This is a genomic window from Brevibacterium sp. LAARM2_SD2 (assembly GCF_057364785.1).
Window position 1 is genome coordinate 1 of sequence record NZ_JBNFOM010000005.1, and the last position, 15,490, is coordinate 15,490.

General features: G+C 69.3%; 17 protein-coding genes and 2 tRNA genes. 10 read left to right on the plus strand and 9 right to left on the minus strand.

Features of this window, described 5'->3' with window-relative positions; translation table 11 throughout:
* The 3 genes from AC2W7K_RS04495 to AC2W7K_RS04505 form a co-directional block, all read left to right on the plus strand.
* Positions 1-194 (plus strand): hypothetical protein (locus AC2W7K_RS04495; RefSeq protein ID WP_486005789.1); only part of this gene is annotated, 194 nt, incomplete at its 5' end.
* Between the two features lie 60 nt (positions 195-254).
* Complete coding sequence (locus AC2W7K_RS04500) at positions 255-1,589, plus strand: glutaminase (protein ID WP_211978967.1); 1,335 nt, start codon at positions 255-257, stop codon at positions 1,587-1,589.
* Positions 1,590-1,684: 95 nt separating this feature from the next.
* Positions 1,685-2,497, plus strand: a complete 813-nt coding sequence (locus AC2W7K_RS04505; RefSeq protein ID WP_211978966.1) for a siderophore-interacting protein — start codon at positions 1,685-1,687, stop codon at positions 2,495-2,497.
* Positions 2,498-2,535: 38 nt separating this feature from the next.
* On the opposite strand, the gene AC2W7K_RS04510 is transcribed toward AC2W7K_RS04505, so the two are convergent.
* From AC2W7K_RS04510 to AC2W7K_RS04535, 6 genes are all read right to left on the minus strand, one after another.
* Complete coding sequence (locus tag AC2W7K_RS04510) at positions 2,536-2,979, minus strand: MarR family winged helix-turn-helix transcriptional regulator (RefSeq protein ID WP_211978965.1); 444 nt, start codon at positions 2,977-2,979, stop codon at positions 2,536-2,538.
* Positions 2,969-3,370: a transporter suffix domain-containing protein gene (locus tag AC2W7K_RS04515; protein WP_211978964.1), complete on the minus strand. Its 402-nt coding sequence runs from the start codon at positions 3,368-3,370 to the stop codon at positions 2,969-2,971. Before AC2W7K_RS04515 ends, AC2W7K_RS04510 begins: the two co-directional genes overlap by 11 nt.
* A 42-nt stretch (positions 3,371-3,412) precedes the next feature.
* Positions 3,413-5,617: a choice-of-anchor I family protein gene (locus AC2W7K_RS04520; RefSeq protein WP_211978963.1), complete on the minus strand. Its 2,205-nt coding sequence runs from the start codon at positions 5,615-5,617 to the stop codon at positions 3,413-3,415.
* Between the two features lie 199 nt (positions 5,618-5,816).
* Positions 5,817-6,716, minus strand: a complete 900-nt coding sequence (locus AC2W7K_RS04525; RefSeq protein ID WP_211978962.1) for a dihydrodipicolinate synthase family protein — start codon at positions 6,714-6,716, stop codon at positions 5,817-5,819.
* On the minus strand, positions 6,713-7,417 hold the full coding sequence (locus tag AC2W7K_RS04530) for a PfkB family carbohydrate kinase (protein ID WP_486005808.1): 705 nt from the start codon (positions 7,415-7,417) through the stop codon (positions 6,713-6,715). Before AC2W7K_RS04530 ends, AC2W7K_RS04525 begins: the two co-directional genes overlap by 4 nt.
* Before the next feature lie 5 nt (positions 7,418-7,422).
* On the minus strand, positions 7,423-7,596 hold the full coding sequence (locus AC2W7K_RS04535) for a hypothetical protein (protein WP_486005790.1): 174 nt from the start codon (positions 7,594-7,596) through the stop codon (positions 7,423-7,425).
* Between the two features lie 99 nt (positions 7,597-7,695).
* On the opposite strand from AC2W7K_RS04535, the gene AC2W7K_RS04540 reads away from it, so the two are divergent.
* Positions 7,696-8,367, plus strand: coding sequence for a DUF1345 domain-containing protein (locus tag AC2W7K_RS04540; protein WP_198499256.1), 672 nt, complete (start codon positions 7,696-7,698; stop codon positions 8,365-8,367).
* Positions 8,368-8,379: 12 nt separating this feature from the next.
* Here the strand turns inward: AC2W7K_RS04540 and AC2W7K_RS04545 are convergent, their stop codons facing one another.
* The 3 genes from AC2W7K_RS04545 to AC2W7K_RS04555 form a co-directional block, all read right to left on the minus strand.
* Positions 8,380-8,793 carry a VOC family protein gene (locus AC2W7K_RS04545; protein WP_211978960.1) on the minus strand — a complete coding sequence of 138 codons (414 nt, stop codon included), beginning with the start codon at positions 8,791-8,793 and terminating at the stop codon, positions 8,380-8,382.
* A 41-nt stretch (positions 8,794-8,834) separates the two neighbouring features.
* The gene (locus tag AC2W7K_RS04550; protein WP_211978959.1) at positions 8,835-9,473 is read right to left on the minus strand and encodes a hypothetical protein; all 639 of its coding nucleotides are present in this window, start codon (positions 9,471-9,473) and stop codon (positions 8,835-8,837) included.
* 265 nt (positions 9,474-9,738) lie between these two features.
* Positions 9,739-9,811, minus strand: a tRNA-His gene (locus AC2W7K_RS04555).
* Between the two features lie 225 nt (positions 9,812-10,036).
* On the opposite strand from AC2W7K_RS04555, the gene AC2W7K_RS04560 reads away from it, so the two are divergent.
* From AC2W7K_RS04560 to AC2W7K_RS04585, 6 genes are all read left to right on the plus strand, one after another.
* Entirely contained in the window at positions 10,037-11,827 is a 1,791-nt protein-coding gene (locus tag AC2W7K_RS04560; RefSeq protein WP_211978958.1) for a hypothetical protein, read from the plus strand.
* 109 nt (positions 11,828-11,936) lie between these two features.
* The gene (locus AC2W7K_RS04565; RefSeq protein ID WP_211978957.1) at positions 11,937-13,547 is read left to right on the plus strand and encodes a hypothetical protein; all 1,611 of its coding nucleotides are present in this window, start codon (positions 11,937-11,939) and stop codon (positions 13,545-13,547) included.
* A 3-nt stretch (positions 13,548-13,550) separates the two neighbouring features.
* Entirely contained in the window at positions 13,551-14,288 is a 738-nt protein-coding gene (locus AC2W7K_RS04570) for an ASCH domain-containing protein (RefSeq protein WP_249121038.1), read from the plus strand.
* A gap of 95 nt (positions 14,289-14,383) precedes the next feature.
* Positions 14,384-14,671, plus strand: a complete 288-nt coding sequence (locus AC2W7K_RS04575) for a DUF3618 domain-containing protein (RefSeq protein ID WP_137826388.1) — start codon at positions 14,384-14,386, stop codon at positions 14,669-14,671.
* Positions 14,664-14,984, plus strand: coding sequence for a GroES family chaperonin (locus AC2W7K_RS04580; protein ID WP_140954658.1), 321 nt, complete (start codon positions 14,664-14,666; stop codon positions 14,982-14,984). Before AC2W7K_RS04575 ends, AC2W7K_RS04580 begins: the two co-directional genes overlap by 8 nt.
* A 102-nt stretch (positions 14,985-15,086) precedes the next feature.
* Positions 15,087-15,159: transfer RNA gene (locus AC2W7K_RS04585), tRNA-Lys, on the plus strand.
* Positions 15,160-15,490 lie beyond the last annotated feature (331 nt).

Consider the following 15,490-nt stretch of genomic DNA (forward strand, 5'->3'; position numbering starts at 1 on the left):
CCGGCGACGCCCGGCCCGGCGACCCGCGTCCGGGTGAGCAGAACCCGGTCGACTTCCGTGATCGCCGCGACCCCGAGGACCCCGCAGAGCCCCCGGCGCTGAGCCGTTCGGCACCACCGAGGATGCCCCGCACGGCTGCCGCCGTGCGGGGCATCGCGTGTCTCGGGTGGCCGATCCGGCGGCCTCGTGTGTGAGAATGGCAGTCGGCCCGCGCTCGTGCGGCCGACAGCCGACACTGCCCCGAAGGAGGTGCTGTGCGATCCCCCATTCCCGACTTCCTCGATGAGACGCTCGAGCGTCATCGCCACGACCGCAGCGGTGCGATGGCCGACTACATCCCCGACCTCGCGGCCGCGGATCCGAACAAGCTCGCGATCAGCATCTCGACGCTCGACGGCGTCCTCTACGACTCCGGCGACTCCGATTTCGAGTTCTCGATCCAGTCGATGTCGAAGCCCTTCATCTACGGCATCGCCCTCGAGGCCCTCGGCATTCCTGCCGTCCTCGACAAGGTCGGCGTCGAACCCACCGGTGAGGCGTTCAACGAGCTCTCCCTCGACAAGACCTCGGGCAAACCGCTCAACCCGATGATCAACGCCGGGGCCATCACCATCCACTCCCTCCTCGGCGGGGAGAACGCGACCCTGGCCGAGCGCACGGAGATCGTCCGCGCCGGACTCTCCCGGTTCGCCGGCCGGCAGCTGCGCGTCGATGAGCACATCGCCGCCGGGGAATGGCAGCAGGCCTACCGCAACATAGCGATCGCCAACATGCTCCGGTCCTACGACGTCATCACCGACGATCCCGACGAGGTCGTCCAGGGCTACATCAACCAGTGCTCGGTCCTCGTCAGCGTCCGGGACCTCGCGATGATGGCCGCCACCCTCGCCGGCGGCGGGGTCAACCCGATCACCGGCGAGCGGGTGCTCTCCCCGAGGGTCAACCGGCAGGTGCTCGGAGTGATGATGACGTGCGGCATGTACGACGCCGCCGGTGACTGGATGACCGAGGTCGGGGTGCCCGCCAAGAGCGGCGTGTCCGGCGGCCTCTTCGGTGTCCTGCCCGGCCAGGTGGGCATCGCGACGTATTCGCCGAAGCTCGACAAGCACGGCACGAGCGTGCGCGGAGCGAAGATCTTCCGCTCGCTGTCGGCCGACCTCGGCCTCCACATCATGAACGCACCGGAGCCCGCCCGCTCGATCATCCGCCGCGATCGGCGCTTCGTCGATGCGAAGGGCGACATGGTCCGCATCGTCAGCCTCCAGGGGCTCATCCAGTGGAGCGGCGCGGAGAACGTCATGCGCGAGATCGCCTCCCCCGACGACGCCATCGACGTCTTCGCCCTCGACCTGCGCCGGGTGTACTCGATCAACGAGGTGGCCCGCCGGATGATCGTCGAGGCGCTGCGGCGACTCGGCGAGGAGGGCAAGCAGGTCGTCCTCCTCGACCCGGAGAACTCGATGGGCTGCAGCGGACCGTCCTCGGCGCTGCCCGGGGTCGAGATCCTCGAGTCGCCGAAGCAGCTGCGCGATCTCGACCTGCGCGGGCTGCGGCGGGTGCGCGACGACTTCGCCGATCAGGTGTCCTGACCGCCTCGCCGGCTTGCGGTGGCGCGATGCCGGCGACCACCTCGGCGGGATTTGCTAAGGTGAACCTAACTCCACCTACAGCGAAAGGCCCCCGCATGTCGACTCCCGCCCCCGCCCGGACGAAGCGCCCGGATCGCCCGCAGGCCATCCTCTCCGTCATCAGCACGGAGACGGTGAGCCCGCATCTCGTCCGGATCGTCGCCGGCGGCGAGGGGTTCGACGCGATCAGGAACAACGACTCGACGGACAAGTACGTCAAGATCATGTTCGCCGATCCCGCGCACGGCCTCACCCCGCCCTACGACCTCGCCGCCCTGCGGGAGACGGCACCGGAGACCCTGCCCCGCAACCGCACGTACACGGTCCGGGAGATGGATGTCGCGGCCAAGCGGGTGACGATCGACTTCGTCGTCCACGGCGACGAGGGCATCGCGGGCCCCTGGGCGAAGGCCGCGCAGCCCGGGGACACGCTCGTCCTCATGGGTGCCGGCGGGGCCTACCGCCCCGTTCCGGCATCGCCGTGGCATCTGCTCATCGGCGACCACACGGCGCTGCCCGCGGTGAGCTCGGCGATCGAGGCGATGGACGCCGAGGCGACCGGCCACGTCCTCCTCGCCGTCGCGCACTCCGCCGACCGCCTCCTCCCCGCGGTCCCGGCAGGACTGACCGTGACCTGGGTCGACTCCGATGAGGACCTCATCGCCGCGGTGAGCGACCTGCCCTGGGCGGCGGGGACGCCGCAGGTCTTCGCTCACGGTGAGCGGGAGACGATCAAGGCGATCCGGCGGATCCTCAAAGAGCGGGAGGTGCCCCGGGAGGCGCTGTCGATCTCCGCGTACTGGGCGCGCGGACGGGCCGAGGACCAGTTCCAGGCCGAGAAGCGCGAACCCATCGGCCAGATCGAGTGATCGACCCGGCCGATGGGCGGGATGGGGTTCTCAGCGCGTCAGTCGGATGTGAACGCGCCCTTGAGTTTTGACAGGGCCGCGGCGATCTCGGTGAGATCCTCGGCGGAGAGCCGCTCGAGGTAGCGGTCGACGAGGAAGTCCTCGTAGCTGACCAGCGCGTCGCGGTACTTCCTGCCGCGGTCCTGCAGCTCGAGGACCTGCACGCGCCCGTCGCGCTCGCTGCGGCGGCGGGCGATGTAGCCGCCCGCCTCGAGGACGCCGAGATGCTGGCTGATCGCCCCCTTCGTCACTCCGAGGTCGGCCGCGAGCTCCCCCGAGGTGATCTCGGGGTTGTTCGCGATCCGCTCGAGGACCGTGTGCTGCTGAGCGGTGAGCTCGAAGTCGTCGTACTGCGGACCCTCCCCTTCGGAGACGCGCCACAGTTCGACCAGGAGCGTATTGATCCGCGCGGCGGCCGCGCGGGCCTCGGCCTCATCCGGCATGACGCGCCTGCCTCACGGCACCGACCACGGCGGGCTTCGCCGCCGGGGCGTCGGTCGCCGTGTCGCTCGACGTGTCGGTCACCGTCTCGGCCGTCGTCTCACTCACCTCAGTCGCGGGCTTCTTCTTCCGGCGGAGGATCTTCGCCTTGATCGCCTGGAACGCCTCCTTGCCGACGCACGCGATGGCGAGCAGCAGGACGCCTTCCCCGGCGGCGAGGACGCCGGCCACGAGTCCGACCTTGCTGCCGGCGTCGATGGGCAGGAACGGAGCGATCGGGATGATGAGGAAGAAGAGCGGATAGAGGATGAGCAGGGCGATTCCGAACTTGAAGCGGAGTGGTTTCTTCGCTCCCTTTGCGGGAGCCTTGCGGGTGCGGGGTTTCGTTGTCATGTCATTTAGTTTAGTTGACTAAACTAAATGAGTCAACTCGGGTCAGCGCTTCCTCCGCGTCACGACGAATGCGACGACGCCGATGGCGATGAGTCCGACCGCAAGCGCCCCCATGAGCAGGTACTGCCCGAGGTCGGCACCGGTGCGCGGCAGCGAGCCCGCGTTCTCGTCGCCGTCGTCGGCAGAGTCAGCGCTCGCGTCCGGATCGGCGCCCGCTGCCGCTGAGGCCGATGAGCCGCTCGCGTCCGCTTCGGCGCCCTGTGCGTCCGCGCCGCTCCCCTTCGCATCCGATCCGTCGGCGTCCTGGCCGCCTGCGGTCGACCCGGTCGCCGCGGTGGTGCCCTCAGCGCCGGCGTCCGCCTCGGCGCCTGCGGTCTCGTCTGCGCCGGACGCATCCGCGTCGGACCCGGCGGTGCTGTCAGCCCCGGCGTTGTCGCCGGCCCCGGCATCCGCCTCGGCGCCGGCGTTGTCCCCGGCCCCGGCATTGTCATCGGCGCCGGCATTGTCATCGGCACCGGCGTCCGACCCGCCACCGCCGTTACTGAGATCGGCGATCGAGTAGATGCTCGTCGTGCCGGACACCTCACTGCCGACGACGAGGGCGGCCTCCCCGGACGGCGATTCGTCGGGGCTGAGGAACGTGATGCCCTCCGGGCCGAGGTCACCGGCGCTGGCGAGCAGGGCCGTCGGATCCTCGGCGGCCTCGATCTCGTCCTCGACGGAGACGGAGAAGTCGCGGTTGTTGAAGTAGGTCGCGAACTTCGGCTGCGCGGGATCGGTGAGGTCGTAGGCGGCGATGCCGCCGACGCGCTCGAAGCCGATGAACGCATACGTCGTTCCGCCGACCTCGCCGATCGTCAGCGCCTCGGGCTCCGGACCCTTGTCGTCGCTGCGTCCCTCGAGGTTCGACTCGGAGTGGTTGGAGTTGAAGAAGTCGGGATTCGCCTCGGCGGTGAGCCGCTCGAACTCGTCACCGGAATCGGCGACGAGCTCACCGTCGGTCGTCCACACCGCGAACGAGCGGGCGCCGAAGGAGTAGAGCTCCTCGTAGCAGCTGCCGTCCTCGCTGAGGCCGAGGTCGGTGATGACGTTGAGGCGTCCGAGCTCGTCATCGCCGAGCCGGTCGGCCAGCGGCGAGGACTCGCAGACCGGCGCAAGGCCGTCGTCGCCGAGATCCTTGGCGCGGGCGGCATCGGAGAAGTCTCCCCATTCGCGGGAGTCGCCCTCATTGGCGGTGACGAGGTAGTCGGTGCCGCCTGCGGAGAACGTCGAGATCGTGTCGGGCATGTAGGTGCCCTTGAGTCCCGGGTATTCGGCGATGTTGATCGTCGGGGCGTCCTCGGGATCGCGGTCGGAGGGATCGAGGCCGTTGCCCGGCTGCCCGTGGTCCTTGAAGCCGAGAGGGAGGATCTCGGTGACCTCGGCGGAGGCGATGTCGACGACGGCGACCGAGTTCGCCTCCTGCAGCGTCGCGTACGCCTTGTCGCCGGCCACGGTGATGTACTCCGGTTCGAGGTTCCGCGACACCGGCAGGTCGCCGTCGGGGTTGGGGCCGAAGACCCGGACGTCGGCGGGCAGGGTCTTGGAGCCGCCCTCCTCGAAGTCGTTGAAGTCCGCGATCCGCACCGCGTCCTGGGACGGGGCGGCCACCTCGGCGGGGAGATCGACGACGCCGATCGACCCTTCGGGGTCCGTCGAGAAGTCGTCGGCGGGTTCGCCTTCGTTCGCCGTCAGCGCCCGGGTGCCGTCGGGGGTGAGGGCGACCATGTCGGGCAGGGAGCCGACGGTGACCGAGCCGAGCACCGTCGCCTCGGGTGAGTTCGCGTCGAAGAACAGCAGCGTTCCCGGCTGGGTCTTGTCCGCGTCTTCGAGGGCGATGACGCCGAGGCCGTCGTCGCGGATCGCCACCGAGTTCGCGACCCCGGTCCCGGTGATCTCGCCGGTCTTCGTCGGGTTCGTCGGATCGGAGGCGTCGATGATGTCGACGGTCGCCGCCTGGGCGTTGACGGTGAAGACGGTGTCGCCGTAGGTCGCGGTGATCTCTGCGGCGGATTCGTCGAACTGGCCGGTCTCATAGGAGCCGAGGAAGCCGAGTTCGACTTCAGCGTCCGGTGCCGAGGAGCTGATCGGGTCGGGCACTTCCGCCGCACTCGCCCCGGCACCGCCGGTGACGGTGAGCCCAGTGGTGAGACCGGTGGTGAGGAGAAGTGAGGTGAGGGCGGCGGTGATCGTCTTCGTATGCGTCATCGGGTCTCCGAGTCGTGGCGGCGGCAGGCGGCAACGGCCCGCCCACCTCCATATATGGGCAGGGAGTTGTCTCCGGCCGGAACCTCAGATGGACGGCAGGTGAAGAGCCGGGGTCGGTCTGCGCGCCGGTGACGCTGTGACCGGCAGGCTCAGGCAGGGCCGGTTGCCGGTGTCTGCGGACCAGCTGCCGGCGGGGACCTCAGCGCAGACCGAGGGCGTCGACGACCTCGGCGGCTGCGCGCTTGGCCTCGGCGTCGAGCCCGTGCAGGGGTGCGGGCAGGCTGTCGCCGGTGACGAGGCCGAGGTGCTCGGCGATCGCCGCCCCCACCCGGAGGCTCCCGCCGTGGGCGGCGAAGAGGTCCCACAGCGGCTGGAGCTCGGCGGAGAGCTCGCGGGCGAGGTAGGCGTCCCCGGACTGTGCGGCGCGGGTGATCGCGAGCATCGGCTCGGGCAGAGTGCCCCCGATCGCGGAGAACCACGCATCGCAGCCGGCGAGGAGGCCGTCGGCGCCGTACGCGTCGACGGAGACGCCGATCGCTGTGCCCTCCGCGGTCGCCTCCCGGATGTCGGCGACCCGCTGCGTCCACTCCCCCTCAGACAGCGGCAGGCCGGGGATCTTGATCGCGGCAACGCCGTCGAGCTCGCTCAGCCGTCCGTAGAGGTCGGTCGTGAACGTGAAGTGCGTCGTCCCCGGATTGTCGTAGACGATGACGGGCAGGTCCGTCGCCGAGGTGACGGCGCGGAAGAGCTCGACGACCTCGTCCGCGGTGAGCGGGTGGTAGCTGATCGGGGCGAGGAGGAGTGCTGAGGCCCCGGCCTCCTCGGCCGCGGCGGCGTTGGCGAGCACATCGCGTTGGCTGAGCGCTCCGATCCCGACGATGACGGGGATGCCCTGGGCGCGCTCCACGGCGGCGCGGGCGACGAAGGCGCGGGTGCCGACGCTGAGGTAGGGGCCCACCCCGGTCGACCCGAGCGGGGCGATCGAATCGACGCCGGCGGTCACGAGGCGGTCGATGAGCCCGTCGAAGGCGACCTCGTCGAGGCTGCCGTCGCGGATGGGTGTGAGCGGGAAGGCGCTGAGGCCGGTGAGGGCGATCATGACGATGTCCGTTCTCTCGTCGTCGATGGGTCTCCGTCGAGGGTGGCGATGAGGTGTTCGAGCGGCGGGAAGGACGGTCGCGCGTCGGGACTGGCCACGGCGATCGCCCCGACGGCGTTGGCGACGCGCAGGGCGTCGGCGGCGGGGATGCCGGAGCGCAGGGCGATGGTCAGGGCCGCGCAGAAGGCGTCGCCGGCCCCGACGGTGCTCACCGGGGTGAGTGTCTCGGCGGGTGCGAACGCGATCTGCTCACCGTTCTCGAGCAGGGCCGATCCCTGCGCCCCGTAGGTCACGGCCACCCGGCGAGCCGTGGCCAGCTGCGGCAGCGCGGCGTACTCGGATTCGTTGACGATGATGAGATCAGCACGGTCGACGACCTCGGCGGGCAGAGGAATCGCGGGGGCGGCGTTGATGACGAACCAGCCGCGCACGGTGCGGGCGAGGTCGCTGATGACCTCGAGCGGGATCTCGAGCTGCGTGAGCACGGTGTCCGTCTCGTCGAACCTCAGTCCGGCGGCGCTGACCTGGGCGTTCGCCCCTTCGCACACGGCGATCGTGTTCTCGCCGCGGGCGTCGACGGTGATGAGCGCGGTCCCCGTTTCGGCGTCCACCTCGGCGATGGCACTGACGTCGACGCCGGCCTCACGCAGGTCCGCGGTCATCTCCCGTCCCGTCGGATCCGCGCCGACGGCCCCGACCATCCGGGTCACGGCGCCGAGGCGGGCCGCCGCGGCGCCTGGTTCGCGCCCTTCCCTCCGGGGCTGCGTGACAGCGTGCCGCCGCCGACGGTCTCTCCGGGGCCGGGCAGGCGGTCGGTGACCGCGGTGATGTCGGCGTTGATGCTGCCGACGACGGTGAGCGGGAGGGCGAATGCGGACACACCTCACTCTAACCCCCGCCTCGGACACGGGAGGTGTCCCGGCGCAGGGAGGTGTCTCGGTGCCGAGGCCGGGGTCGTGGGATGACGTATATTCGGGCCATGGCCGATGATTCGACGGAAGCGCGCCCGACGGTTCGGCGCTACGGGGCGGGACAGTGGATCAGCGGGGCGGCGCAGACGCTCATCGTCCTCACGTGCGTCCTCTACCTCGTCACCAACACCCTGTGGGCGCTGCTGCTGTGGGAGGCGGTGACGGTCGTCTACCTCGGCGTCGGGCTCATCGTCGTGTGGAACGGCAGCCGACAGCCCGAGGCCGGAGATCGCACGGAGGCCCGAGCGGTCGTCAAGTGGCTGTGGATTCCCCCGCTGCTCGCCGCGGTCGTCGGGGCGAATGCGGCGATCACCGCGATGGTCACCCAGGACTCCGCGGACGGCGGCGCCGACCAGACGACGATCCTGTTCGCGGCGAGCGCGGGCATCATCCTCTCGTGGCTCATGCTCCACATCGCGTTCGCCGAGATCTATGAGGTCACCGAGGCGGCCAATGACGAACGGGAGCTGCGCTTCCCGACAGCCGACCTCCCGACGACCCTCGACTACCTCTACTTCTCCTACACGATCGGCACGTCGTTCGCGACCTCGGACGTCGAGGTGTGCGGGATCGCCGCCCGCCGCATCGTCCTGCTCCAGAGCATCATCGCGTTCTTCTACAACGCGCTTGTCGTCGCCGTCGCCTTCCAGGTCCTCCAGAAGCTTGTGACGATGGCCTGAGGAGCAGGAGACTCAGGCGACGAACACGCAGAAGGGGTGGCCTGCGGGATCGGCGAGGACGTAGAGAAGCTCGTCAGGGTCGTCCGCGCGGTCGAGGAGCTGGCGCGCCCCGAGGTCGAGGGCCCGGGCGCGGTGGGTCTCGAGCGCTGCGGTGTCGGGCACCGTGAAGTCGAGGTGGAGCTGCATGGGCACGGCCGGATCGGGCCAGGTCGTCGGGGTGAGCTCGTCGGTCTGCTGGATCGCGAGCGTGCGCCGGCCCTCGGCGTCGACGAGGACGAGCCAGTCGGCGTCGTCGGGTCCGCCGTCGACGGGCGGCTCGTCGCCGCTGCGGTAGCGCAGTCCGAGGAACTGCCGGTAGAACTCGGCGAGGGACCGCGGGTCCTCGGCGTCGAGGACGGTGTGGAGCAGGCGCGGGAAATCGCTCATGTCTGAGCCTAACTCAGGAGGCCTCGTTGAGGAGGCCCTGCTCAGGAGGCGGGAACCTCGAAGTCTCCGCGGAACTCGGGGATCGTCTGGTCCTCGCCGAGGACCTTCGCCTCGGGGCGGACGTACGCGCCCTTGAGCGTGTCGGCGGTCTGGCTCACGTAGACGGGGATGAAGCCGGTGTGCTCGCCGTCGCGGCGCGGCGCGCGTTCGAAGTAGGTGAAGCCGGCGGCCGTGAGCTCGTCGTCAGCAGTCGAGGCATAATTGACCTCCTCGCCGGCACTGTCGAGGTAGAAGTCCGAGGCGCTGATCGTGCCGCCGTAGTCCTCACCGGGAACGACCTTGACCTCGAGGTAGACCATCTCACCGTCGGGGTTGTCGGAGGCTTCGTAGTATTCGGTGGGATTGTTGCGGACCGCGGAGACGATGGTGATGACATCGCCGGTCTCACTGTCGGTGAGCTCCTGGCCGATCTCGACCTGCGTGCCCTCCCCAGCCGGAGCAGCCGCCTCGGTGGACGAGGCTTCGGGGGCGGCTTCGGTGGTCTCCTCGACGGCGACGGAGCCGGCTTCGGAATCGGCCGACTCCTCCGCGTCTCCGGCGGCACCGCAGGCCGAGAGAGTGAGCAGGGCAGCGGCGGCGAGAGCGGCGGAGCGGGCGACGAGTCTGGTGGGGCGGTTCATGATGTCCCTTTCACGGAATGGTCGTCACCGGCTCTCGGCAGGCGACTGATCGAACGAGATCGACGTTAGCCGCGCACACCCTGCCCACAGGTGCTCAACAGGGCACAGACGGTGACAGGACTGGAACATCGGACGCCCGAGGCGACCACCTCGGTGCGGGACCACCTGGGCGTGGGCACGCCTCGGCACGGGACCACCTCGGTGCGGACATGCGAGAAGCCCCGTGGATCCAGATTCCTCAGGATCCACGGGGCTTTCCCATCGGGGTGAGTAACGGGACTTGAACCCGCGACATCCGCGACCACAACGCGGCGCTCTACCAGCTGAGCTATACCCACCACACAGCCCGCACAGAGGTGCAGACAGCAAGATATAGCTTAACCGCCCAGGCCGCTGCCGGGCAAACCAGCAGGCACGGACGGGAATAATGAGACGCAGATCTCCTGACGTGCAACGATTCCGTAGAGATGTATAACGGTTTCGGAAACTCGGTGGGAGGTGCACGACTCATTCACTAGGATTGTCACCGCCCTGCCGTCGACCTGCTCAAGGACCCCTATTACATGCCACGTGCGCTGATCTCTGTCTCCCAGGACGGGTATGCCTACCTGTCCCTCGATGGGGCGACGAGTCGCTACACCGACACCGGTCAGGCCATGGCGTACCTCGGCGACTATGCGCGCGCCACGGAGACTCCGGTGACCGTGACGATCGGCGACGGCGCCCAGGGAGTCGACGTCGAGATCGACGTAACCGGCAGGATCGTCCCGGCGCAGACCACGGAGACCGAACTCGGCGCGACGAGAAGCGCCGCGCCCGAGCCGACCCTGGGGACCACCTCGGCGCGGGCCGCCGACGACACCCAGCCGATCACCGTCCCCGCCAGGATCGACTCCGAGGTCGACTCCCCTGGTCAGGGGTCCACTCCGGACGCCTCCCCCGCATCCGCCCAGTCCTCGACGTCCGCGCAGTCCCCCGCCGAGGCGGACGCCGCCCACCGCGCGACCGACGGCCACGACCGCGCCACCGATAGCACCGGGCCGGCGACGACCGATGCGGGCTCGACCGCGGATGAGTATCCGCTCGGCACCCCGTACTCGGGTCCGGCCGCACAGGCGCCTGCGGCACCGAAGCAGAAGCCGCCGCGCAAGCAACCGCCGCGCACACGCGGGCCGCGGTCGGGAAAGACGCGACTGGGCAGGCTCACGGTTCCCGGCCTCGTCCTCATCGGCATGGCCATCCTCATGATCGGCGCGTTCGTCGTGCCCAACATCGTGCCGACGAACGCCACGGACTCCCCGCAGACCATCGCCTCCGACCAGCAGCTCAACCCCGCCTCCGACATCTCGGTGGAGAAGACCGACGACATCGTCCCGAGCTTCGCGAACACGCCGACGTGGCAGGCGAAGATCCCGGGCACCGCCTCGGTGACGGCCTCCGACCGCGGTGTCCTCGTCGTCGACGGCGGCAACCTCGAGGTCCTCGACGCCGCCGACGGCACGGTCCGCTACTCCGGACAGACCGATGAGGCCCCGACCTTCGCCGTCGACACCCGCATCGACGGCCGCGCCGCCCTCCTGTGGCAGGTCGGCGACTCCGCGCAGGCGCTCTTCGACGGCGAGAGCACCCCGAAGACCTACCAGCTGCCGACGAACGCGCGGATCTCCTCCGCGGGCACGAGCGTGCTCGTCAAGTCCGGCAACAAGCTCGCGACCTTCGGCCAGGACGGCCTCATCGACATTCCCACCCCCGACAGCGGGTCGACCCCGATGGCCGTCGAGAACGGCGAGCTCTACAGTGCCGACTACGACGGGCCCGTCGTGGCGACGAACATCACCAGCGGCGACGAGCGCAGCATCGGGCTCGAATCCCCAGCCGACGGCCTGCGCATCATCAAATGGATCTCCGCCGGCCACGGCAAGGTCATCGCCCTGTGGGGCGAGCAGGGGGCGTCGACGAACAGCGGTCACCGCATCCAGCTCGTCGTCCACTCCCTCGAGGACGGCTCGATCCTCTCGACGGTGACGACGACGACCGACATCGTCGGCGAGATGTCGTGGGTCCGCGGTCAGGGCGGGCAGCGCGCCTACATCGGCCCGTACCTCTTCGACCTCGAAACGGGTCTGCTCCTCGTCGACACCTCCGGCCGCGACATCAACCTCTCCGAGCCCAAGGGCACGATCGTTCCCTGCACGATCGACAGCGAAGCGGCATGCCTCCTTGCCGGACAGGCGGCGTACCGGTCCGACACGCGACTGCTCGCCGTCACGGACGCGGGCAATCTCGCCATCGTCGACGGCCCCGACTCGACGATCCGGGCCTACCCGAAGAAGCCCGCGACCCCGGGCGGCTGACCGCGCGCTTTTACAGCGTTCGCTCAGCCACTATGATGGTGGCCGGCGCGCCTTCGCGTCATGCCACCCTGAAGGGACGTTGACCGGAATCTCCACCCGAAGGACCACAGTGTCGATCACCACTCGAGAGCTCAGCCGCACCGTGGCCGCTTTCGGCACTGCTCTTACCCTCGTGGCGCTGCCGTTGACGCTCGCCCCCACCCCTGTGCATGCAGCTCCGGCCGTCGCCGAGGCGGATGCCGGGTCAGCGGCGACCGCTGACTCCGATGCGGGTGCGGATGGGGCGAGCGCGGAGTCCGGCGCCGAAGCCGATTCCGGCTCGGGAACCGACGGCACCGCCTCATCGGGCGGGTCGGCCGACGGCTCCACCTCGGCGGACGGTTCGACCGCGAGCGCCGATGGCACAAGCCAATCCGACGGCGTCATCCCCGGCCCCGATGCGGACAGTGACGGCGCTGCCGACGGCGGCGGGACCGATGACCCCAGGTGCGAGGACCCGACCACCGCGCCGGACGGCGAGCCCTGCGCGGCGAAGACCGTTCCGCTGCGCGCCGGTTGGGACACTGACACGAAGCAGCTCAAGCTCCCCGACGGTGACGCCGGCATGCCCGAGAGCTGGGTCGGCGCCCAGTTCTCCGGTCCCCCGTCGCGGGCTCGTGTGCCGGCGCAGTCGACCGAGGCGCCCTCCGATTCCGATGCCGGGTCGGACTCAGATGCCGGGTCGGATCCCGGTGCCGCCGGCGACTCCCCGGACACCGACACCGGCGCCGAGGCGAACGGTGAGACCGATGACAGCGGCAACCCCATCGACAACCGAGCCCCCGCCGCAGTGCCGACGACGTTCTCGCTCAACGCGGCCGGTGAGGTCATCGACCCGGCGACGGACCGCCCGGTGACGTTCGCGAACTTCACCAGTGATCCGGAATGGGACTTCGAGGTCAGAGACGTCAACGGCACGAACACGATCACCGTCACCGGGACGCCCTACCCTGATTCCGACGGCGGATCGACGGGGTCGAACGACGGTTCCTCGACCGCCGGGGGCGGCGGCACCTCGAGTGGCGGTTCCGACGGCGGCCGCTCCGACGGCGGCGATTCCTCGACGTCGTCCGACGCGAACTCACCGGGCGACGACAGCGGCGCGGGATCGGAAGGCTCCTCGGGCTCGGACGGATCCGGGTCCCGCGGGGATTCGTCGGCGACTGCGGACGGACGCGCCGAGGCGGGAGCATCGGCTGAGGGATCAGCGAACTCCGCCGCGAACGGCGGTGACGAGCGCCCGAGCCCGTCACCGAGCACCGGTGCCGACGGAGCCGACGCGAATGCCTCGTCCGGTGCCGACGGAGGCACTGGCGCCGGCGACGAGGAGAACACCGAAGCCCCGTCGACGGGCAACGGGCAGGGCACCGATCGCGATGTCATCCCCGGCGATGCGGGCGACAGCTGGGTGCCCGGCGGCGGAAGCGCACCGCACCCGGACTATTCGGACCCGGTCCCCCGCAATCCCGATGTCCCGACTCCCGAGGACGACACCGACCTCATCACCGGCGGCGACCAGACGGCACCGCGCGGCAACAATCAGCCGGCGAGCTCGTTCGGCGAGTCGCTCATCTCGACGATCGTGAGCTCGTGGCCGGTCCTCGTCCTCGCCGCGTTCGGCATGGCCGCTGTCGGCTTCATCCTCTTCCTCGTCGGCCGCCGCAACAAGCAGCAGGACTGAGCGGTGGAGCCCCAGGCCGCTGAGCTGCGCGTCATCGCCGCAGCCGAGGACCTGGTGACGATGCTCGGTGAGGATGCCAACCACACCGTTGCGGCAGCGGCCATGGACACGCGTGGCCGCATCCACCTCGGCGTCAATGTCTACCACTTCACCGGCGGACCCTGCGCTGAGATCGTGGCGATCGGTGCGGCGGCAACCGCAGGCGCGGGTCCGCTCGTGACCATCGCCGCGGTCGGGGATCGGGATCGCGGGCTTCTCGCGCCCTGCGGTCGATGCCGTCAGACGCTTCTCGACCTTCACCCCGACATCCTCGTCGCCCTCCCCGGCGATGATTCGTCGCACCGATCAGCCGCCTCGGCGACGGTCGTTCCCATCGCTGCGCTCCTTCCCACCTCCTACCGGCATCCTGATGCAGGTCCCCTCCGGGTGCTGAGGTTCAATGCCCGCTACGCCGAGGCGGTCGAGAACGGCAGCAAGACCGTCACGGTCCGCTGGGGAGAGTCCCCCGTCGTCGGACCCGCGCTTGCGTACTTCGAAAACACCGACCGCGATCCGGTGCCCATCGAGATCCACTCCGTCGAGCCGACACCGCTGACCGAACTGACGGAAGCCGGTCTCGGCCTGACCGGGACGACGACCGCCGACGACTATCGCACCAGTCTGCGCGGGCACTATCCGGACATACCGCGCGATGCCACAGTCGACGTCGTGAGATTCCGGCACTCCGAGCCGTGTATCTGACACCGGGAGAAGTCAACGGCTAAGCTGGACGGCAAGGTCCTGTGACGCCCAGTCACAGGTGAACAATGCATTCGCGACTCGGAGGATTCGACCCGATGACTGACAACGTCTACACCTCAGATGTGACCGTCGACAACGCCACCCAAGCACAGCTGGCCGAATCGATCCGGCTGCGCGAGGAGCGGCTGACCGGCAACATCGACGAACTGGTGGGACGCCTGCACCCGAAAGCCCTGCTCAACCGCGCCGTCGACAAGGCGAAGTCGACCGTCATCAATGAGGACGGCTCCCCCAAGACCGAGGCCATCGCCCTCGGCGCCGGTGCCGTGCTCGGCGTCGCCGCCCTCATCGTCGGGTTCTCCGGTCGGGACGAGCGTGCCTGACACTGCTCTGCCGATCCGAATGCTCCACGACCGGATCCTCGTCGATCCGGGTGAGGAGGCCGGTGAGCGCAAGTCGGCGGCCGGCATCGTCATCCCCGCCACGGCCACGATGGGCAGGCGGCTGGTCTGGGGCGAAGTCGTCGCCGCCGGGCCGCACGTGCGGCAGGCCAACCTCGGCGACACCGTGCTCTACGATCCCGAAGACCGCGCCGAGGTGGAGCTCGAAGGTCAGGCGTACGTGCTGCTGCGGGAGCGCGACGTCCATGCGATCTCCGAGCCGGCCGAGCAGTCGAGCGCGGGAATGTACCTCTGACCTGCGACCTCAGTCACAAAACCGGAAAATCCCCGGATTCGGTTTGCACGCGAGGCGGGCTCCTGAGTAGTATTAATTCTCGTTGCGCAACGTGCGCGGCACGCGCCTCTAGCTCAATTGGCAGAGCAACTGACTCTTAATCAGTGGGTTCCGGGTTCAAGTCCCGGGGGGCGCACAGCACACAGGAACCGCCGTTCGGATCATCCGAACGGCGGTTCTTCGCATTGTGAGGGTTAATGATCAAATTGTGTGTATAGCCAGGGCGTGTCGACACTGCTCCTTTCCGGGATCTGTGGCTTGTAGGCCAAAAAGTGTGTCTGTGCCGGGTGCGTCACCTACGTCGTCCGCCCCATCCTGACTGGATGCCGATCCCGTCTTCCCACGAGAACCCCGTGTCATAGACGGCGGGGACCTCTAGCTCCTCGACCGGCTCCTTCAGAGGCGTAGTCGCTATCGTGTTCGGTTGGGCCTTCGCCAAGCTCCATATGTCACTGTAGGCCTGGGTT